Genomic DNA, 19,487 nt, shown 5'->3' on the forward strand with positions numbered 1-19,487 from the left:
CGGAGGCGGGCGATCAGGCGCATGCCGTGATAGATGACCAGGGCGGCGGCCGTGCCGAGGGCGATGCCGTTGAACGACAGGTCGCCGGCGGTGAGCGTGTAGTTCGCCGCGCCGACGATCACCGCGACCGCCGCGGTGAGCAGGTTCACCGGGTCGTGGAAGTCCACCCGGTTCTCGATCCAGATCCGCGCGCCGAGGATGGCGATCAGCCCGTACAGCGCGGTGGTGGCGCCGCCCAGCACGCCGGCCGGCACGGTGAGGATCAGCGCGCCGAACTTCGGGCTCAGCCCGAGCAGCACCGCCGCCAGCCCGGCCACCCAGTACGCGGCGGTCGAGTAGACCCGGGTCGCCGCCATCACGCCGATGTTCTCCGCGTACGTGGTGGTGCCGGAGCCGCCGCCGGAACCGGCCAGCACGGTGGCCAGCCCGTCGCCGAGGAACGCCCGCCCCATGTCCCGGTCCAGGTTGCGCCCGGTCATCGCGGCGACCGCCTTGACGTGGCCGGCGTTCTCCGCGATCAGCACCAGGATCACCGGGATCACCAGCACGACGGCGCGCAGGCTGAAGCTCGGCGCGTGGAAGTCCGGCAGGCCGACCCACGCGGCGTCCCGCAGCCCGTCGACCGCCTTCGGGTCGAGGTCGCCGAGCAGCGCCGCGAGCAGCCAGCCGACCACCACACCGAGCAGAATGGACAGCCGGGCCAGGAAGCCCCGGAAGGCGACCGTGGCGAGCAGGATGGCGACCAGGGTGACCACCGCGATCAGCGGCTGGGCCTTCACCCCGGTGCCGCTGCCGCCGCCGTCCCAGGCGACCGGGGCGAGGTTCAGGCCGATCAGCGCGACGATCGCGCCGGTGACCACGGGCGGCATCAGCGCGTCGATCCAGCGCGAGCCGGCCAGTTGCACCACCAGCCCGACCACGGCCAGCGCGGCGCCGGCCACCAGGATGCCGCCGAGCGCCGGCCCGATGTCGCCGCCGGCCTTGGCCGCGAGCACCGGCGCGATGAAGGCGAACGACGAGCCGAGGTACGACGGCAGCCGGTTGCCGGTGATCAGCAGGAACAGCAGCGTGCCCAGGCCGGAGAAGAAGAGCGTGGTGGCCGGCGGGAAGCCGGTGATCAGCGGCACCGTGAAGGTGGCGCCGAACATCGCCACCACGTGCTGCACGCCGACGCCGAGGGTGCGCGGCCAGGAGAGTCGTTCGTCGGGGTGCACCACGTCGCCGGGGCGGATGGACCGGCCGTCGCCGTGCAGGGACCACGGGGACCAGCGGGATCGCGGCTCGGTGGAGGACTGGGTCATGGAGCGCCCTTCGCGTCGAGGGTGGCGGCGGGGGCGTGAGGGACCCTGAGCGTTGATTCTGACATGGCCAGTGGTGCTGCCACGCGGGGCCCGGTCCGTCTAGAATCGAGCGGCCTGTCGCCGTCGATGGCCCGTGTGCGCCGCGAAGCACACCCCTGCAATGCTCGATCTGCACCACGGCGGAGTCGCCGTAGCGGCGTGAGCCCCGCCATCCGGGTCCGGCCGCGCCGCGAGTTGCGGGCCGCCCGCCGCCCCCGTCCGCACCGCTGCTGGGGCCACCTGGTCGCCGCCCCGCTCTGGCCGATGCACGGCGCCAACCTGGGCACCCTGTTGCGCACCTGCGACGCCGTGGGCGCCTGCCTGGCCGTGCCGCCGTTCCGGTGGGTCGACGAGGCGGTCGCCCGGGGCAACACGCTGCGCCGGCCGGGCTGCGTGCACCGGATCGGCAGCCCGCTGCGCTGGCTGGCCGCCGAGCGGGCCGCCGGCAGCCGGATCCTCGGGGTGGAGTTGGCCGACGAGGCGATCCGCCTCGGCGACCTGCCCGCCGCGCGCGGCCGTACCGTCGTGGTGCTGGGGCACGAGGCCACCGGCATCCCGCCGGAGGCGCTCGACGCCCTGGACGCGGCCGTGGAGATCCCGATGGTCGGCGGCGGGATGAGCCTGAACGTCGCCGTCGCCGGCTCGCTGGTGCTCTACAAGCTCGCCGGTCTGCTGTGAGGAGCGCCGGTGGGGCTCAGGCCACGCCGGCCGGGCGGAACTGCACGCTGACCCGGGGGCCGACCGGCCGGGCGGTCTTCGGGATGGCGTGCTCCCAGGTGCGCTGGCAGGAGCCGCCCATCACGATCAGGTCGCCGTGCCCGAGCGGGAAGCGCAGGCTGGCCCCGCCACCGCGCGGGCGGAGCAGCAGCGGCCGGGGCGAGCCGAACGAGACGATGGCGACCATCGTGTCGCTGTGCGCGGACCGGCCCAGCGTGTCGCCGTGCCAGGCCACGCTGTCGCGCCCGGTGCGGTACAGGCACATGCCGGCGGTGACGAACGGCTCGCCCAGCTCCGGCGCGTAGTGCCGGGTCAGCGTCTCGCGCGCCTCGGTGAGCACCGGATGGGGCAGCTCCCGGCCGCCGGCGTACCAGCAGAGCAGGCGGGGCACGTCCACCTCGGCGTCGTACATGGTGCGCCGCTCGGCCCGCCACGGCACCTCCCGCAGCAGCGTGTCGAGCACCTGGTCGGAGCCGCGCACCCAGCCGGGCAGGTGGTCGACCCAGGCGCCCCGGCTGAGCACGTGCCGGCGCAGCTCGCCGGCGAGCGGCCCGAGCGCCGGCCCGGCGTCGGTGAGGTCGAGCATCGAGGGCTGGTAGGCGGCCTGCGACATGTCCGCACCCTACCAGGGTCTTCGTACAGGCGTACGACTAACGGGGGGTGGTGGCGGGGGCGGCGACCGCGGCGAGCACCGCGTCGGCGACCCGGGCCCGGCCGTGCCCGTCGACCGCGGCCCAGGCCCGGGCGGAGAGCGCGGCGCGGTGCGCCGGCGAGGTGAGCAGCCCGCGCAGGATCCGGGCCGCCGAGGCGCGGGCCGCGCGGCCGGCCACCCCGGGGCCGGTCAGCGCCGGCAGCTCGCCGAGGCCGGCGGCGAGCCGGTGGGCCACCACCCGGCGGTACGACTCGCGCTGGTTGTCCACCACGCAGACCAGCGCGGCCGGCGCGCCCAGGCAGCACAGCTCCCAGGTGGAGGTGCCGGCGGCGCTGACCACCAGGTCGGCCGCGCCGATCAGGGCGGGCAGCTCGTCGGTGGGCGGCACCGGGTGCAGTGCCTGCCCGCGTCCCGGCGTCACCGCCGCGAGGTCCGCCGCCACCTCGGGACGGCCGACCACGACGGTGAGGTCCATCGGGTGCCCGGTGGCGACGAGCACCCGGGCCAGCACCGGGGCGGCGCCGACCGCGTCGGTGCCGCCGAAGAAGGCCAGCACCCGGGCGCGGCCCACCGCCGTCGCGGGCCGGGGTGCCGCCGGCCGGGCGGCCAGCACCGAGTCCCGCAGCAGGGCGTACGCGCTGCCGGCGAGCAGCCGCCCGGCCGGCGCGACGGTCCGGGCGCCGAAGTTCTGGTCCAGGTAGAGGTCGGCGTCCTGCCCCCGGGTGTCGCCGTCGACGACGGCCAGGGTCAGCACCCCCGCCGCGCGCAGCGCGCCCGCCCCGGCCGGGTCCAGCTCGTAGGAGTCGAGCACCATCACGTCCAGCCGGTGCCGGCGCGCGGCGGCGACCAGGTCGGCGGGGGTCTCCGGGCCGGGACGCAGCGGGATGCCCCGGGCGGCGAGCTGGGTGGCCGCCCAGCCGACCCGGTCGACGGAGCCGAACAACTCCACGGTGGCGCCCCGGACCAGGAACTCCTCGCCCAGCGCCAGGCAGCGGACCAGGTGACCGACGCCGCGGCTCGGCCCGGCGTCGCAGCGCAGCCCGACTCGTACCGTGCTCAGGACTCCTCCAGCCGCTTCTGCCGGACCCCGGCGTTGAGGGCGCGCAGCGCCGGCTGCCCGTCGAGCCAGTCGGCGAGCTTCGCCAGCGGCACGCTGACGTCTCCGAAATGGTCGGTCACCGCCCGCATCAGCCGCCAGTCCTGCTCGGTGTCGAGGGTGAGCCGCAGCCCCGAGCGGTCCGGCGTGAGGGTCACCCCGAGCACCCGGAACAGCTCCGGGTGGGTGTACGCGTACGAGGTGACGTGCACCCGGTGGTGGCCGCTGGCGAGCCGGTCCAGGGCGTCCAGCGCCCCGGCCCGGACGATCTCGACGTCCAGCCCGCGGGGCAGCGTACGGGCGATCGAGGTGCTGGCGTAGTCGAGTCCGGGCACCGCCCGGTAGACCCCGGCCACCAGCGCGACGATCTCCGGGTCCAGCAGCGGGCAGTCGGCGGTGAACCGCATGACCGCGTCGCCGGGGTGCGCCCGCAGCGCGCCGACGAACCGGGTCAGCACGTCGTCGACCGGCCCCCGGTGGCAGGGCACGCCGAGCCGGTCGCACTCGGCGACCACCGCGTCGTCGGCCGGGTCGGTGCTGGTGGCCACCACCAGGTCGGCGAGGACGCCGCTGTCGGTGGCGGCCCGGACCACCCGGCCGAGCACGCTGCGCCCGGCGAGCGGCCGGAGCACCTTGCCGGGCAGCCGGGACGAACCCATCCGGGCCTGCACGATGCCGACGATCCGCGGCCCCGCCCCGACCCGCGCCGCCGTGCCGGCCCGCGCCGCTGCGCTGGCCTGAGCTACCGGGCTGCCGGCACCCGCTGCCGAACCGGCGGGCGGTGACGTCCGCTCCGGGGCGGTCACTGCTGCTCCTCCTGCCGGGTGCCCAACGCCGCGCGGGCCCGGCGTTTCGCGGCCCGGGCGCCCCGCTTGGCCAGCCGGGCCGGGGTGATGGCCAGCCGGCCCACCCGGTAGCTGAGCGAGCCGCTGAGCAGCTGGATCGTCGCGTCGGCCCGGCGCAGCGCCCGCTCCCGCGAGGTGAGCAGCTCCTCGGTCCACTTCAGCAGCGCGCCGAGCCGGGTCAGCTCCTCGCGCTGGCGCAGCCACGCCTCGCGCAGCTGCTGGTAGCTGCGCGGCCCCGGCGGCGGGTCGGTGGGCTCGACCGCCCGCAGCTCGCCGGCGAGGGCCACCCGCCGGTCGCTGTCCAGCCCGTGCAGCGCGGCGGTGACCGCGGCCTCGGTCTCCACCGCCGCGTCGACGGTGGCCCGGCTCAGGTCGTGCCCGGCCAGGCCGCCGAGCACGATGGTCAGCCCCGCCACGTCCAGGGTGGACGGCCACGGGTGGGCGTACCCGCCGGTGAGCAGCTCGGTGGCGAACCGCCACAGCGCCCGGGCCAGCACCACCGGGCCGGGCAGCGGCTCGGCGGCCCGCCAGCTCGGGTCGAGCACCGCGTACCGGTCGCCGGCGAGCACGACGTTGTCCACCCCGGCCAACGCCACCGCGCCGGCGAGCCGGCCGTCGGGGCCGGCCTGGCCGGCGAGCCAGGCCGCGTACCCGCGCAGCAGCCGGCGCAGCCCGTCCAGGTCACGGCGCAGGCAGCCGTCGAGCAGCAGGGTGCGCAGCAGGCGGCCCTCGGCGACCGGGCCGGTCAGCTCCGCCGGGTCCCGGTAGGCGGCCTCCCGGGTGGCGTACGGCGCCGCCGGCCCGCCCCGGTGGGCCGGCCGGTCGGCCCGCCAGCGCCACCCGTCGGGCGCGTCCACCACCTCCACCACGCCCACCCCCGGCGGGCCGGTCTGCACCAGCGCCACCGGCAGGTCGGGCCGGTCCCCGGCGGCCGGCCGGTCGGGGCCGGTGGCCTTGCGGGCGAGCACCAGCCAACCCGGCGCGAGGTCGGCGGCCCGACCGGCGTGCAGCGCGTCGACCGCCAGCCGGGCCGGGTCCCGCAGCACCTCGCGGCCGGCGAAGCCGCCGGCGCAGGCGCCGTGCAGCACCGCGTCGAACAACCCCGAGTCGGTCCGCCGGGCCAGCGCGGCGGCGTCCAGCAGCGCGGTGGTCGCGTCCGGCCGCGGGTACGCGGCGAAGCAGGTGTCGGCGTCCAGCCCGGCGCCGGCCAGCCGGTCGCGGAGCCGGTCGAGGTTGGCCGGGTACGCCGCGTCGAGCACCCCACCCACCGTCCAGGCGGAGTCCTCCCGGGCGGCGTACCAGGGTGAGGCGGCGACCAGCCGGTGCACCCCGAGCGGGTTGTCCAGCCGCAGCAGCAGGTCACCGCCGGGGCGCAGCGCGGCCACCAGGCGCGCCAGCACCGCGGCCCAGCCCAGCCGGGGACCCTCGACCGACTCCACCGCGTCCAGCCCGGCCGCCGCGACGACCACGTCGTACGGCCCGTCGTCGGGCAGCCCGGCCGGTCCGCCCACCACCACCCGGGTCGCCCGGTCGGCCAGCGCCACCCCGTCCGGGTAGCTGCGCAGCAGGCAGGTCACCTCGGCGTGGGCCAGCCGGTCGAGCAGCGCCGGGTCGTGCGGGCCGGCGAGCAGCACCCGGGCCCCGGCGGGCACCACCCGGGCGACCAGCGCGGCCAGCGGACCGCCGGTGGCGAGGCGGACCGCCGGCAGGTCGGACCAGGCCAGCATCTCCCCGCCGGGCAGCGCGACCGGGGGCGCCGTGTCAGTGGTCAACTCGTCTCCTCCTGCGGGTGCGCCCAGCCGAGCAGTTCACGCAGCGCGGCCGGCGGCAAGCGGTGGTCGGTGCCCAGTTCGGCCCGGGCGATCTCGACGGCGGTCGGCAGGTGCACCGACGCGCCGTGCAGCTCGGGCCACTGGCGGCGGATCCGGGCGGTCCCGCCGAAGGTGGGGTCCTCGTCGGCCAGCACCATCGGGTCGCCGTAGACCGCCGGTTCGCAGCCGGCGGCGATGCCGTAGAAAATGGCGCTGGTCAACCGGTTCGACGCCACCCGGCGGTGCCGGCGCAGTTCGGTGAGCTGCTTGTCCAGGAAGAGCGGGTCGGTGTCCCGCCACCAGTGGCCGCGGTAGCCGTGGCAGATGACCCGGAACCCGGCGTTCTCGTAGAGCCGGCGCACCCGGCGCATCCGGTGCTCGTGCCAGTAGAGGCAGACGGTGACCGGGCCCGGTTCGGTGGCCCGGATCAGCGCGATGAGCTCGCGGTGGTTGCCCTTGACGTGCTGGCCCTCCCAGCCGTGGAACGGGTACCAGATGGTTCCCTCCCGTTCCCGCTCCGGCGGGTCCTCGGGCCGCAGCGCCAGCAGGTACGCGAACGGCGCCCCGATCACCGTGACGTTGCGCCGCCCCACCGACCAGGCCCGGCGGCGGGTCTGCTCGGACCAGAGCAGGCTCGGGGTGCGCTCGGCGTACGGGTGGCCGGGGGCGAGGCCGTCGCCGATGTTCCAGCCGTGCTGGACGTACCCGTTGATCCGCGGCGGGTGGCCGTCGCCGAGGCCGGCGTAGCGGGCCAGCACGTGGGCATGGCCGTAGAAGTGGTTGGCGTGGTGCATCGGTCGTCCCTCAGGCGGCGGTCCGCGCCGGGACGCCGCGCAGCGCCGCGTCCAGCGCGTCGATCACCCGGTCCTGGTCGCTGTCGGTGAGGTCGGGGAAGAGCGGCAGGGACAGCTGCTCGGCGTAGAACGACTCGGCCACCGGGCAGGAGCCCCGCCGGTAGCCGAGGTCGGCGAAGGCCGGGTGCCAGTGCACCGGGAGGTAGTTGACCTGCACCCCGATGCCGGCGGCGCGCATCCGGTCGTACACCTCGCGGCGGCGGCCGTCGAGCACCCGGATCGGGTAGAGGTGCCAGGCCGGCTGGGCCCAGGCCCGCCGGCCGGGGATCCGTACCCCGGGCAGGTCGGCCAGCGCCGCGTCGTAGCGGGCGACCAGCCGGGCCCGGCGGGCGAGGAAGTCGTCGAGCCGGCGCAGCTGGCTGCGGCCGAGCGCGCAGAGCACGTCCGGCAGCCGGTAGTTCAGCCCGAACTCGTGCACCTCCTGGTGCCAGCCGCCCTCGTCCGGCCAGCGCTGCTCGGCGCGCTCGCGGACCAGCCCGATGTTGCGGAAGCGGCGGGCCCGCTTCAGCAGCTCGGGATCGGTGCTGGCGACCGCGCCGCCCTCGGCGGTGGTCAGGTTCTTGGTGGGGAAGAAGGAGAAGGTGGTCAGGTCGGCCAGCGACCCGACCGGCCGGTCCCGGTAGGTGGCCCCGATCGAGTGCGCCGCGTCGGCCAGCAGCAGCGCGTCCGAGCCGGCCAGCGCGGACCGCAGGGCGTCGTAGTCGGCCGGGTGGCCGGCGTAGTCCACGGCGGACACCACCCGGGTGCGCGCCGTCGTCGCGGCGGCCACCGCCGCCGGGTCGAGGGTGTACGTCTCCTCCTCGACGTCGGCGAAGACGATCCGCGCGCCGAGCAGGGCGGCGCTGCTGGCGGTCGCCACGAAGGTCATCGGCGGCACCACCACGTCGTCGCCGGGGCCGACGCCGGCCGCCGCGTACGCCACGTGCAGCGCCGCGGTGCCGTTGGAGACGGCGGCGCAGCCGGCACCGCCGGTCCACGCCGCCAGGTCGGCCTCGAACCCCGCGACCTGCGGGCCGGTGGTGAGCCAGTCGCTGCGCAGGGCGGCGACCACCGCGGCGACGTCGTCGTCGGTGACCGACTGCCGGCCGTACGGGAGCATCACGCCGCGACGCCGAGCATGTCGCGCAGCTGGGCCACGCTGAGCCACTCGTCGTTGCCGTCCGACTGGTACGCGAACCCGTCCGGCACCGGCTCGCAGTCGACCGGCGGCTGGTAGCCCCAGGTCGCGATGGTGGGCTGCACGATGAACCGGTCCCGGGCGCGCAGCGTCCGCCGGCTGTCGTCCGGGGCGATCATCTCCTCGTGCAGCTTCTCGCCCGGCCGGATGCCGATCTCGTGCGTGGTCGCGTCCGGGGCGACCGCCTCGACCAGGTCGAGGATCCGCATGCTGGGGATCCGCGGCACGAACAGCTCGCCGCCCTGCATCTGGTCGAAGGAGTCCAGGACGAACTGGACCGCCTGGTCGAGGGTGATCCAGAAGCGGGTCATCCGCTTGTCGGTGATCGGCAGGCTCTTGCCCTCGGCGGCCAGCCGGCGGAACAGCGGCACCACCGAGCCGCGGCTGCCCACCACGTTGCCGTAGCGCACCACGGCGAACCGGGTCGGGTGGTGGGCGGCGTAGTGGTTGGCGGAGACGAAGAGCTTGTCGCCGACCAGCTTGGTGGCCCCGTAGAGGTTGATCGGGCTGGACGCCTTGTCGGTGGAGAGCGCGATGACCTTCTTGACGCCGGCCTCGATCGCGGCGTCCACCACGTGCTGCGAGCCGGTGATGTTGGTGGCGATGAACTCCGACGGGTTGTACTCGGCGGTGTCCACCTGCTTCAGGGCGGCGGCGTGCACCACGTGGTCCACCCCGTGCATCGCCCGGGTCAGCCGGTGCCGGTCCCGTACGTCGCCGATGAACCAGCGCAGCCGCGGGTCGTCGCCGAGCTGCTGGCGCAGCTCGTACTGCTTGAGCTCGTCGCGGGAGAACACCACCACCCGGGCCGGGTCGGCCTCGGCCAGGACGTGCCGCAGGAAGGTCCGGCCGAAGGAACCCGTTCCTCCGGTGACCAGAATGGACGAACCATTCAACTCGCTCACTGTGGTGCTCCCGTGTCCGTGGATGATCCGGCGGCCCTCGGGCGGCCGACCGGATCGGAACGCTAGACCCGGCGGGTTAACGCACCGACGCCCGCGGGTGAACCGCTCGGGCTGGCGCCGTTAATGCCGGGCACCGGGCAGGCGAACACTTCCGCCCAGCTCAGCGGCGGGCTGACCGGGCCGGATGGGGGCCGTTACAGTGGCGGCGCGCGAGGCGACCCGACGACCGTACGGGCCGGGTCGCCCGCGCTTTCCCACGCCGCCGCGCCGGGTCGTCCGGTGCTCGCGGCCCATCCACACGTCGTCCGGCGGGTTCGCCGCGGGCACGCGCGCGGCCGGCGCCGGCGACGGGAGCAGGAGACGCGATGGCTACCGGCAGCGACGTGACCCGGCGGCCGGCGTCCCGGGCGGGGACGACCGCGGAGGGTACGCCGACCGCGCCCGGCGTCGCGGCGGGCGGCCCGACCGGCCCGACCCACCCGGCGCCGGACGGTGGCGCCCCGGCGGGCGCGGTTCCGGACGGGGCCCCGGCCGGCCGGCGCTGGGTGGTGCCGGTGCTGCTGGTCGCCGGGTGGCTGCTCGGCGTCGGCTGGCGGATGTGGCTCGGCCGGCACATCGAGCTGCCGATCGCGCACACCGACGAGGACAGCTACCTCAACACCGCCCGCGCGCTGGCCGGCGGACCCGGCGGCTTCAGCAGCGAGAACGGGCCGCTGCGCCGGGTCGGCTACCCGATGCTGATCAGCCCGGCGTTCCTCGGCGACCGCGACTTCACCGACAGCTACCGGCTGGTGCAACTGATCAACGCGCTGGTCAACGCGGCCCTCTTCCCGCTGTCGTACCTGCTGGCCCGGCGGCTGCTCGGGCTGCGCCGGTGGTACGCCCTCGCTGCCGCCGCGGCCGCGGCCACCCTGCCGGCGGCGGTCTTCTACGCCACCGTCGCGATGATCGACGCGGTGCTGGCTCCGCTGCTGGTCGGCTGGCTGCTCGCCGTGCACCGCTGGGTACGCCGACCCGGCCCGCTCGCGGCCGCCACCGTCGGGGCGCTGGCCGGGGCGTTCCACCTGCTGCACTCGCGCGGGCTGGTCATCGTGGCCGTGCACGCCGGGCTGGTCCTGCTGCTGCTGGCCCGCCGCCGGATCCGCCCCGGCGCGGTGCTGGCCGCGCTGCTGCCGGTACTGGCCCTGGCGCTGGTGAACGAGGCGGGCATCCGGCTGCTCGGGGACCGGGTCTACCTGCTCGGCGACCCGCCCGGCGGCGGCACGCTGCGGGCGGTCGCCTCCGGCCAGGGGCTGCTGCGGCTCGGCGCCGCGGTCGGCACCCAGCTGTGGTACCTGGTGGTGATCACGTTCGGGCTGGCCGGGGTGGCCTGGGCCGCCGTGGTACGGCACCTGCGCCGGCCGGGTGGCGACGACGCGCTCCGCTGGACCCTCGGCGTCGCGCTGGTCACCACCGTCGGGGTGGCCGGTGGCGCGTCGGTGATCCTGGCCGGCATCACCGGCAAGCCCCTCGACGCGATCTACGGCCGGTACGTGCAGATGCTCGCCCCGTTCTGGCTGCTGGTCGGGGTTGGCGTGCTGCTCGCCGCCGGGCGCCGGGAGGCGGTGCGCCGGGCCGGCGTCGCCGTCGGCCTGCTGCTGGCCGGCGCCGCGCTGATCGCCGCCCGGCTGGCGTACGTGGACAGTCGCGGCCACCAACTGCGCTACGGCGGCTTCAGCGCGCCGGACCTGATGGCGCTCACCGGCGGCTGGCGGGAACTGCGCCCGCTCGCCGGGGCGCTGGTGGGGGTGGCCGGCTGCGTGCTGCTCGTCGCGGCGCTGCGGGTGCCCCGGCTGCGGGTGCCGGTGCTGGTCGCGCTCGTCGTGGTCAACGTGGGCACCATGCAGGTGATCACGCAGCGGCTGGTCGAGCCGATGGTGGCCGCGACCGAACCGACCCCCCGGGTGGCCGACCTGGGCGTACGCCCGGGGGATCGGGTCTACGCCTCGGTCGGGGTGCACTACATCCTGCGGTTCAACCTCAGTCACCAGGTCACCTGGACCGACGTGCGGTGGTTCGACGACCGGCCGCCCGCCGCCGCCGACGTGGTCCTCGCCCGCTGGGCCCCGGGCCAGCCGGACGACTGGGACGGCGGCCGCCACGGGTTCGTCCGGCTCGGCGGCAACCCGGCGCAGCACTGGGCCGCCTGGCGGCGCGGCTGAACCGACGTCGTTCCGACAATTCCCGGCGCTTCTCCTCGGGTCGGGTTAACGGCGGATGGCCGGCCGGGCGAGGGCTGGTGAAAACGGAACGCACAATTGTCGTACGGCCGCCGGAATGTCAGCGGAGACGGCGGTCGGAACGGTTGAGGGAAATCGGGATGACGGTGATTTCCCGGCCATCGGAAAGCTCGTCGCGGGGGGTGCCCTCGACGAACCGGAACCGGCGGTTCATCTGCCGCACAACGGTGTTGTGGGCGAGCACCTCGCCGTCGAGCCGGTCGAGCCCGAGCACGTCGAAGGCGTGGTCGACCGCCTCCCGCATGATCTCCAGCCAGGCGGGCAGCGTCTCGCCGCGCTCGGCCAGCCCCTCCGCGTCCAGGTAGAAGCCCCACGAACCGGTCCTGGGGCCGGTCAGGCGCAGGTCGAAGAAGGTCACCACGCCGCACGGCCGGCCGTCGCGGACGTACACCAGCACCCGCCGGGACTCGTCGGCCCGCACCCCGGACCACCAGCGGGCGTGCTCGGCCGGGGTGATCTCGTGACTGTTCCGGCTGACCTGCCGGTTGATTTCCTGGTTACGCCAGGACAACATCAGGTTAACGTCGTCCCCGGTCGCTTCGCGCAGCACGTCAATCTCGCTTCCGTACCGTTGTTCGGGTCGGGTCGCACCCTACCGGCAACCCCCGGTAAATCAGTTATCCATTCTTCGGGCGGTACACTCCGGCGCATGGAAGAATTGAGTCGCGCGCAGATTCGCGACCTCATGGCGCAGGTGTTGCGGAACCAGGGCCGGGCGCTGCCGGACGACGACGCCGCGCAGCTGCGGGAGATCGGCTTCCGGTCGCTGGACTTCTCCGAGCTGGCCCTGCGGGTGGAGGACGAGACCGGCGAGGAGCTGAACTTCGACGCCCCCGGCCTGCGTCGCATCGCCACCGTCGGCGACGTGCTCGACTTCCTGGTCGAGCTGCAGCGACAGTGACCGTCTCCACCGCCCGCCCGGCCGCCACCCGCGAGCCGGCGGGCGCTGACAACCGGCTGGTCGTCGGCGGCGTCGCGGTCAGCTGGCGGGACCTGCCCGAGCTGAGCCTGCCCGAGCCGGCCGCGGTGCTCGCGCACTCCGCCCGGGCCGCGCTCGCCGCCGCCCGCCACCACGCGGTGCACGGCACCGAGCTGCTGCTCGGCACGCCCGGCCGGGTCGACCCGGTGATGCGGGCCGAGCTGCGCGCCGCCGGCTTCATCGTGACCGCCCTGGGCGACCACGGTACCCGGCCCGACGAGGGTGTCGCGGCCGACCGCGACGATCCGGCCGCCGGGGGCGACCCCGACGGGGGTGGCCCGGCCGGCGGCGGGTCGGGCTCGGGCGGGTCGCGTCCGGCCGAGCCGGGGCGGCTCTGGCTGTTGACCTCCGGTTCGACCGGTCGGCCCAAGCGGGTCGGGCACACCCTCGACTCGCTGACCACCGTCCGCGGCGCCCAGCCGGAGCGCACCTGGCTCTGCCCGTACGCCCCCGGCAGCTACGCCTGGTGGCAGGTGGTGACGCTCTCCCTGACCCAGCCCGGGCAACACCTGGTGGTGGTCGAGCCGGACGAGCTGGACGAGTGGCCGGTGCTGGCCGCGGCGCACGGCGTCGACGCGGTCTCCGGCACCCCGACCTTCTGGCGGCGCACGCTGTACCGGGACGCCGCCGCGCTGGCCCGGGTGCCGCTGCGCCAGCTCACCCTCGGCGGGGAGCCGGTCGACCAGGCGATCCTGGACCAGTTGCGGGAGCTGTTCCCGGCGGCCCGGATCTCCTGGATCTACGCCTCGTCCGAGGTCGGCGCGTCGATCGTGGTGCACGACGGCCGGGCCGGCTTCCCGGTCGACTGGCTGGACCGGGACGTTCCCGGGCGGCCCACCCTCTCGGTGCGCGGCGACGAGCTGGTGATCACCTCGCCGTACCACGGGATGGGGCTGGACGGCCCGGTCCGCACCGGCGACCGGGTGCGGGTGGTGGACGACCGGGTGCTGATCACCGGGCGGCTCGACTCCGACGAGATCAACGTCGGCGGCAGCAAGGTCTCCGCCGGCCTGGTCCGCGACGTGCTCACCGCGCATCCCCGGCTGGCGTGGGCCCGGGTCACCGGTCGCCGGGCGCCGCTGCTCGGCCGGATGGTGGTCGCCGAGGTGGTCCCGGCGCCGGACGCCGCCGAGCCGCCCGACGAGGCGGCCCTCGTCCGCTGGTGCGCCGACCGACTGCCCGACCACGCCGTACCGCGCCGGATCCGGGTACTGACCGAGATCCCCGTCAAGGAGACCCTGAAGAGCGATGTCTGAGCACACCGACCCGCAGCCCGTCCCGCCCGCCTCGGTGGTGCTCGTCTCGGGCGGCTCCCGCGGACTGGGCCTGGCCATCGTCACCGACCTGGTCGACCGGGGGGTACGGGTGGCCGCCTTCGCCCGTACGGTCACCCCGGAACTGGCCAAGCTCGCCGCCGAACACCCCGACCGCACGCACGTCGACGCGGTGGACGTCACCGACCACGGCGCCACGAGTTCCTTCCTGCGGGCCGCCGAGCAGCGGCTCGGCCCGGTCGACGGGCTGGTGAACAACGCCGCGGTGGGGCAGGACTCGCTGCACGCCCACACCGCCGCCGAGGACATCGCCCGGATCGTCGAGACCAACCTGACCGCCCCGCTGCGGCTCACCCGGCTGGTGGTGCGCCGGCTGCTGGCCCGGGGGCTGCGCGGACGGATCGTCAACGTCACCTCGATCTGCGCGCAGCGCGGCTTCCCCGGCCTGGTCGCCTACTCGGCCACGAAGGGCGGGATGGACGCCGCCACCCGGTCGCTGGCCCGGGAACTCGGCGGCCGGATGCTGGTCAACGCGGTCGCCCCGGGCTTCTTCGCCTCGGAGATGTCCGCGGTGCTCGGCCGCACCCAGCTCGACCAGATCGTGCGGCGTACCCCGACCGGTCACCTCACCGAGCCGGAGGAGGTGGTGCCGGTGGTGCGGATGCTGCTCCGCGAGCAGACCAACATCAACGGCCAGGTCATCGTGGTCGACGGTGCCGCGTCCGTCTGAGCCGGCCGGGGCCGTCCGGCCCGTACCGGCCGCCCCGGTCGCCCCGCCCGCGCCGGGCGCCCGGCCGGCGCCGGCGGTCGGGCCGCGGCCGGTGCCGGCGCTGCTCGGCGCCGCCGACCGGCACCTGCGGGTCGGTACCCCCGCCGAGCTGGCCACCGCGGTCACCCGCAGCCACCTCGACGACGGCCGGTGCGTCGGCTGGTACGGCCCGACCGCCGGCTGGCGGGTGGCCGTGGACGCGGAGCGGGTCGGCGCGCCCGTCCCGCCGGCGCTGGCCCACCGCTTCGGCGCGGCCGACTTCTGGGCCCGGTGGACCCGGGCGGAGTGCCTCTGCAAGCTCGCCGACGTGCCGATGGCCACCTGGTGGCGCCGGTACGAGCTGGTCGTCCCGGCGGGCACCGGCGCGCTCTGGCGCACCCTGCGCCTGGCCGACCTGGTGGTCACCGTCGCCTTCGCCCCGCCGCCGACCACCCGCTGAACCCGGCGCTCGCCTCGGTGAACTGCCCGCACGACCACCGGCACGCCGCCTGTCGAGCTGCCCCGTCCATGCGACCGCCCGCGCCGGTGCGACCGCCGGTCACGGCGGCTGTCGAGCTGCCCCGTCCATGCGACCGCCCGCGCCGGTGCGACCGCCGGTCACAGCGGCTGTCGAGCTGCCCCATCCATGCGACCGCCCGCACCGGCGTTGCGTCCGGAGGTGCCGCGCGGCGGCCCGGGCGCGGTCGCAACCCGGGACCCACCCCGGCGGTTGTCACACACGGGCGGCCGACAGGGCGCACAGGGAGCTGACGCCGGGCGCTGGCGTGCCGGTCGGTTCGTGCCCCGTGGGGCGGGGCAGCTCGACAGGACGCGAACAGGTGACCACCACCGGCCGCCGGCGTTGTGGTGCCTGCCGGGGCGGCGAGACCGGGTAGCCGGGTGGGGTCAGATCAGATCCCAGCTCAGGGGAGTGCCGCGCGGGACGTCGACGGTGAAGCTGCGCCCGAGCACCCGGTCGATCTCCACCGGCGGCAGGCCGCCGGCGGGCCGGATGGACCGGACGTTGGCCGCCGTCACCGGGTCGCCGGCGCGGACGTCCTCGACCACGAAGAGCGAGCGGCGGAAACGCAGCCCCTCCCGCTCGGCCGGGGTCGGGCCGATCGCGGTGCCGCCGAGGGCCGCGTACGCCCGCTCCGACTCGACCACCAGGGCCGCCAGCTCGCCCGGGTCCAGCGAGAAGTCCGAGTCGACCCCGCCGTCGGCCCGGTCGAGGGTCACGTGCTTCTCGATGAAGCAGGCGCCGAGCGCCACCGAGGCCACCGCCACGCCGATGCCCGGGGTGTGGTCGGAGAGCCCGACCGGCACGCCGAAGGCGTCCGCCAGCACCGGCAGCCGGCGCAGGTTGCTGTCCGCCGGCGGCGCCGGGTAGGAGGCGGTGCAGGCCAGCAGCACGATGCCGCCGGCGCCGCCGGCCCGGGCGGTGCGCACCGCGGCGTCGATCTCCGCGACGGTGGCCATCCCGGTCGAGATGACCAGGGGCTTGCCGGTGCTCGCGACCAGCCGGATCAGGGGCAGGTCCACCAGCTCCGACGAGGCGATCTTGTACGCCGGGGCGTCCAGCTCCTCCAGCAGCCGCACGGCGGAGGCGTCGAACGGCGAGGAGAAGACGGTCAGCCCGTGCCGCCGGGCCCGCGCGAAGATCGGCTCGTGCCACTCGTACGGGGTGTGCGCGCGCTCGTAGAGCCGGTAGAGGTTCTCCCCGCCCCACAGCTCGTGCTCGCCCGAGATGCGGAACGCCGGGGTGTCCACGTCGATGGTGATGGTGTCCGGCCGGTACGTCTGGAGCTTGAGCGCGTGCGCCCCGCTGGCCGCGACCGCGTCCACGATGGCCAGTGCCCGGTCCAGGTCACCGTTGTGGTTCCCGGACATCTCGGCGACCACCAGGGGTCGTTCCCCGGGCCCCACCGCGTGCGGTCCGATCTTCACCGTCGTCGTCATGCCGACCTCTGCTCACCGTACGTCCGCACCGGGTGCGGTCCTGTCGTCGTCCTCATGCCCGGGGGTGCCCGCTCAGCGCCTCGGGTCGGGCCCGGTCCACCGCCGCGGGCCCGGGACCGGTCACCGGGTCGGGGCGGGCCGGCTCGGGAGCCCGCCGCAGCCGTCCGGCCAGCCGGTGCGCCCGGCGCAGCGCCGCGTACGCCAGGTAGTTGTTCCGGCCCACCAGCCGGTGCTTGAGCCCGGCCACCCCGCCCGGCCGGGAATAGCCGCCGGCGGGCAGGTAGCGGCGGTAGTGCTCGGCGACCCGGCGGAAGAAGGCGCGGCGCAGGTGCGGGTGCAGCCGGTCGTCGTTGCCCGCCACCACCAGGTAGTGGTTGACCATCAGCTGGAACAGTTCGGCGTGCAGCCGCTCGTCCGGGTAGCGCCGGCGCACCCAGTCCAGCAGCCGCTCGTACTGGTCGAACGCGTCGAAGTGCCGGCCGCTGCGGGTGGAGGTGATCGCCCCGAGCCGTCCCTGCCGGTACAGGTAGCAGACCCGGTCGAGCACCGAGATCTTCTCCGCGCCGATCAGCAGCGGGTGGCTGAACGGGATGTCCTCGTACCAGCCGGGGTGGAAGCGCAGTTCCAGTTCGGCCAGGAAGTCCCGGCGGACCACCTTGTTCCAGGCGGTGTGCTGCACCCGCAGCAGCCGCGGCTGGTCGGCCAGGCGCACCACGCCGGGAATGCCGCGCAGCAGGTGGCTGCTCGCGTCGACCTCCCGCCGGCCGTTCTCGTGCACCCGCAGGTGGTCCAGCATCAGCACGTCCGGCTGGTGCGCGCGCAGCCGGTCCAGCACCGCCGGGATCGTGCCCGGCGGCAGCCAGTCGTCGCTGTCGACGAACCAGACGTACCGGCCGGTGGCCGCGTCCAGCCCGGCGTTGCGCGCCAGCCCCAGGCCGACGTTGCGGGTGAGGTGCACCGTCCGCACGCCGGCCCGGCCGGCCGCGTACGAGCGCAGCATCTCCCCACACCGGTCCGGTGAGGCGTCGTCCACCGCGACGATCTCCACGGTGCCCGCCTCGCCGGCCGGGACGTCGGCCCGGACCGACTCGAGGCACTGGTACAGGTACGCCTCGACGCCGTACACCGGGACGACGATGCTCAGCAGCGGTGGTTGCGTCGGCTCAGTGACCACGCCGCCACCCTCGACCCCGAGGGTGGCCGGCGCCGGAACCTCACGTGACCGGCGGAGGTGGAGTCATCGAACGTCCGCCGAGCGGCGGGTTAACGGTTCAGGATGCGCCGCACCGGCCCGCCGACCGCCCGCCGGACCCGGGCCCGCAACTGCTGCTCCTGGAGGGTCTCGACCTCCTGCTGCAAGCCGACGTTCCGGTCGTGCAGCCACTGCACCCGGGCCAGCAGCGTGTCCCGGTCGGTGGCGGCGGCCGGTCGCACGGCGGGCGGGAAGGTGGTCGCCCGCACCTGGGCGTCGAAGCGGGCCGCGCTGTCGCCGTCGGCGAACGAGTTGCCCAGGTCGTGCTTGGTCAGGAAGGACAGCATGGTCTCGTACCGGGCCTTGTGGCCGTCGTTGAGCGCCGTGTAGTCGGCCTCGTCGTAGAGCTGCGCGGCGTCGACGTCGGCCGGCACGTCCTTCATCACCCGGTGCGGGATGTCGAAGTAGCGGGCGAGTTCCAGGGTGCGCGAGTCGTGCGCGAACAGGTAACCGGGCGTGCCCGAGACCAGCGCGGTGATGGTGCCGTGGATCCGGGTGCCGAAGGCGAACTCGAACCCGGAGAGGTAGTCCATCCAGGTCCACGGGTCGAGGAACATCCGCACCTTGTCCTCGACGAACAGCGGGTGCGAGGTGTGGATCGGGATCGCCGCGGTCTTGCCCCGGTCCTCCGGCGCGTCGCCGTAGAGCAGCGTGCCCAGCGTCTTCAGGTCCTGCGGCAGGTAGCGCAGGTTGGGGTAGCGCTCCAGGTGCGCGGCGACGATCTTCGCCATCGACTTGACGTACGGGGAGATGGTCAGCGCCACCCGGTCGTCCCGGTCGAGGGTGGCCTTCTTCTTCTCCACCCGCAGGCTGTCGCCGTGCAGGAACATCGACGGGCAGCCGATCACGTCGACCGCGGAGAAGCCCAGGGTGCGCAGGTAGCCCTCGGTGATCTCGCCGCGTACGCCGATGCTGTGCGACCGGTCCAGCACCGCCCGGACGAACTTGGTCACCACGTCGTCGATCGGACGCAGGTACTCCCGGTCGCCGTTGACGTCGGTCTGCACGCCGACGCCGAGCACCACCACCGGGATCTTCAGCCGCTCGATGAACTTGGTCATGGTGACCAGCCGGTGCGCGTAGCTGCGCCGGAAGGCGTTCGCGAGCGGGATGACGAACACGTCGTACCGCTCGTTGACCAGGTCGGCCTCGCGCAGGTCGATCCGGAACTCGTTCGAGGTGATCTCGGTGCCGCGGGTCTTGAGCAGCTTGTGCGCGGCGTGGCTGAAGACGAGGTTGCCGTTGTTCTCGCCGATCCAGTTGCCCTCGAACGCCTCCTCGGGGGAGTAGACGTCGAACGGGCCCTTCTTGGCCCGCATCAGGATCCGCTGGTGCATCGCGCCGCTCCGCCTCTCGTCCGCCCTCGGGAGCGGTCGTGCGGACACCGCGTCACCGCTCGACTCCGGCCGGCCACCGGGCCGGGCGGCTCGCACCTGAGGGTTCGGGGAATATTAGGCCACCCGCCGCCCCGTGCACAGACGCCCGTCACCGTCGTGCCCCGGCCCGGCCGACCGGTCGGCCGGGCCGGGTAGGGTGCCCGGGCGGGCGATTCGCCCCGGAACGCCACCCGGTGCTCCGGCCGGCGGCCGCCCATGACGC

Annotated in this window: 18 protein-coding genes; 6 read left to right on the forward strand and 12 right to left on the reverse strand. The window is 75.3% G+C overall.

Going from position 1 to position 19,487, the window contains the following annotated elements; genetic code table 11:
• Positions 1-1,301: uracil-xanthine permease family protein (locus tag Q3W71_RS29865; RefSeq protein WP_302922815.1), on the reverse strand; the 1,301-nt coding region annotated here is incomplete at its 3' end.
• Between the two features lie 198 nt (positions 1,302-1,499).
• Here Q3W71_RS29865 and Q3W71_RS29870 point away from each other — a divergent pair.
• Positions 1,500-2,018 carry a TrmH family RNA methyltransferase gene (locus tag Q3W71_RS29870; RefSeq protein ID WP_302922816.1) on the forward strand — a complete coding sequence of 173 codons (519 nt, stop codon included), beginning with the start codon at positions 1,500-1,502 and terminating at the stop codon, positions 2,016-2,018.
• Between the two features lie 16 nt (positions 2,019-2,034).
• On the opposite strand, the gene Q3W71_RS29875 is transcribed toward Q3W71_RS29870, so the two are convergent.
• The 7 genes from Q3W71_RS29875 to pseB all read right to left on the reverse strand — a co-directional run bounded on the left by Q3W71_RS29875 (position 2,035) and on the right by pseB (position 9,397).
• Positions 2,035-2,670, reverse strand: coding sequence for an alpha-ketoglutarate-dependent dioxygenase AlkB (locus Q3W71_RS29875; RefSeq protein ID WP_302922817.1), 636 nt, complete (start codon positions 2,668-2,670; stop codon positions 2,035-2,037).
• Positions 2,671-2,707: 37 nt separating this feature from the next.
• A complete protein-coding gene (locus Q3W71_RS29880) occupies positions 2,708-3,769 on the reverse strand; it encodes a PseG/SpsG family protein (RefSeq protein WP_302922941.1) in 1,062 nt (353 codons plus the stop codon).
• Positions 3,766-4,488: a glycosyltransferase family protein gene (locus Q3W71_RS29885; protein WP_302922942.1), complete on the reverse strand. Its 723-nt coding sequence runs from the start codon at positions 4,486-4,488 to the stop codon at positions 3,766-3,768. Before Q3W71_RS29885 ends, Q3W71_RS29880 begins: the two co-directional genes overlap by 4 nt.
• A gap of 119 nt (positions 4,489-4,607) precedes the next feature.
• On the reverse strand, positions 4,608-6,422 hold the full coding sequence (locus tag Q3W71_RS29890) for a class I SAM-dependent methyltransferase (protein ID WP_302922818.1): 1,815 nt from the start codon (positions 6,420-6,422) through the stop codon (positions 4,608-4,610).
• A complete protein-coding gene (locus Q3W71_RS29895; RefSeq protein WP_302922819.1) occupies positions 6,419-7,255 on the reverse strand; it encodes a hypothetical protein in 837 nt (278 codons plus the stop codon). Before Q3W71_RS29895 ends, Q3W71_RS29890 begins: the two co-directional genes overlap by 4 nt.
• A 10-nt stretch (positions 7,256-7,265) precedes the next feature.
• On the reverse strand, positions 7,266-8,414 hold the full coding sequence (locus Q3W71_RS29900; protein ID WP_302922943.1) for a DegT/DnrJ/EryC1/StrS aminotransferase family protein: 1,149 nt from the start codon (positions 8,412-8,414) through the stop codon (positions 7,266-7,268).
• Positions 8,414-9,397, reverse strand: coding sequence for a UDP-N-acetylglucosamine 4,6-dehydratase (inverting) (gene pseB / locus Q3W71_RS29905; protein ID WP_302922820.1), 984 nt, complete (start codon positions 9,395-9,397; stop codon positions 8,414-8,416). The genes Q3W71_RS29900 and pseB overlap by 1 nt, the downstream gene beginning before the upstream one ends.
• A gap of 365 nt (positions 9,398-9,762) precedes the next feature.
• On the opposite strand from pseB, the gene Q3W71_RS29910 reads away from it, so the two are divergent.
• Positions 9,763-11,598 carry a hypothetical protein gene (locus tag Q3W71_RS29910; protein WP_302922821.1) on the forward strand — a complete coding sequence of 612 codons (1,836 nt, stop codon included), beginning with the start codon at positions 9,763-9,765 and terminating at the stop codon, positions 11,596-11,598.
• A 118-nt stretch (positions 11,599-11,716) separates the two neighbouring features.
• On the opposite strand, the gene Q3W71_RS29915 is transcribed toward Q3W71_RS29910, so the two are convergent.
• Positions 11,717-12,226, reverse strand: a complete 510-nt coding sequence (locus Q3W71_RS29915) for a GNAT family N-acetyltransferase (RefSeq protein ID WP_302922822.1) — start codon at positions 12,224-12,226, stop codon at positions 11,717-11,719.
• 99 nt (positions 12,227-12,325) lie between these two features.
• On the opposite strand from Q3W71_RS29915, the gene Q3W71_RS29920 reads away from it, so the two are divergent.
• From Q3W71_RS29920 to Q3W71_RS29935, 4 genes are read left to right on the forward strand one after another with little or no spacing between them, the layout of a single operon-like run.
• Entirely contained in the window at positions 12,326-12,577 is a 252-nt protein-coding gene (locus Q3W71_RS29920) for an acyl carrier protein (RefSeq protein WP_088995045.1), read from the forward strand.
• The gene (locus Q3W71_RS29925) at positions 12,574-13,911 is read left to right on the forward strand and encodes an AMP-binding protein (RefSeq protein WP_302922823.1); all 1,338 of its coding nucleotides are present in this window, start codon (positions 12,574-12,576) and stop codon (positions 13,909-13,911) included. The genes Q3W71_RS29920 and Q3W71_RS29925 overlap by 4 nt, the downstream gene beginning before the upstream one ends.
• Positions 13,904-14,659, forward strand: a complete 756-nt coding sequence (locus Q3W71_RS29930; protein WP_302922824.1) for an SDR family NAD(P)-dependent oxidoreductase — start codon at positions 13,904-13,906, stop codon at positions 14,657-14,659. Before Q3W71_RS29925 ends, Q3W71_RS29930 begins: the two co-directional genes overlap by 8 nt.
• Positions 14,643-15,137: a hypothetical protein gene (locus tag Q3W71_RS29935; protein ID WP_302922825.1), complete on the forward strand. Its 495-nt coding sequence runs from the start codon at positions 14,643-14,645 to the stop codon at positions 15,135-15,137. Before Q3W71_RS29930 ends, Q3W71_RS29935 begins: the two co-directional genes overlap by 17 nt.
• 446 nt (positions 15,138-15,583) lie before the next feature.
• Here Q3W71_RS29935 and pseI read toward each other — a convergent pair whose 3' ends face one another.
• The 3 genes from pseI to Q3W71_RS29950 all read right to left on the reverse strand — a co-directional run bounded on the left by pseI (position 15,584) and on the right by Q3W71_RS29950 (position 19,225).
• Positions 15,584-16,636, reverse strand: a complete 1,053-nt coding sequence (gene pseI, locus Q3W71_RS29940; protein WP_302922826.1) for a pseudaminic acid synthase — start codon at positions 16,634-16,636, stop codon at positions 15,584-15,586.
• A gap of 52 nt (positions 16,637-16,688) precedes the next feature.
• Positions 16,689-17,810, reverse strand: coding sequence for a glycosyltransferase (locus Q3W71_RS29945; RefSeq protein WP_302922827.1), 1,122 nt, complete (start codon positions 17,808-17,810; stop codon positions 16,689-16,691).
• Between the two features lie 89 nt (positions 17,811-17,899).
• Positions 17,900-19,225: a polysaccharide pyruvyl transferase family protein gene (locus tag Q3W71_RS29950; RefSeq protein ID WP_302922828.1), complete on the reverse strand. Its 1,326-nt coding sequence runs from the start codon at positions 19,223-19,225 to the stop codon at positions 17,900-17,902.
• Between the last annotated feature and the right edge of the window lie 262 nt (positions 19,226-19,487).

The sequence above is a fragment of the Micromonospora sp. C28SCA-DRY-2 genome (assembly GCF_030519475.1).
Classification (GTDB): Bacteria; Actinomycetota; Actinomycetes; order Mycobacteriales; family Micromonosporaceae; genus Micromonospora.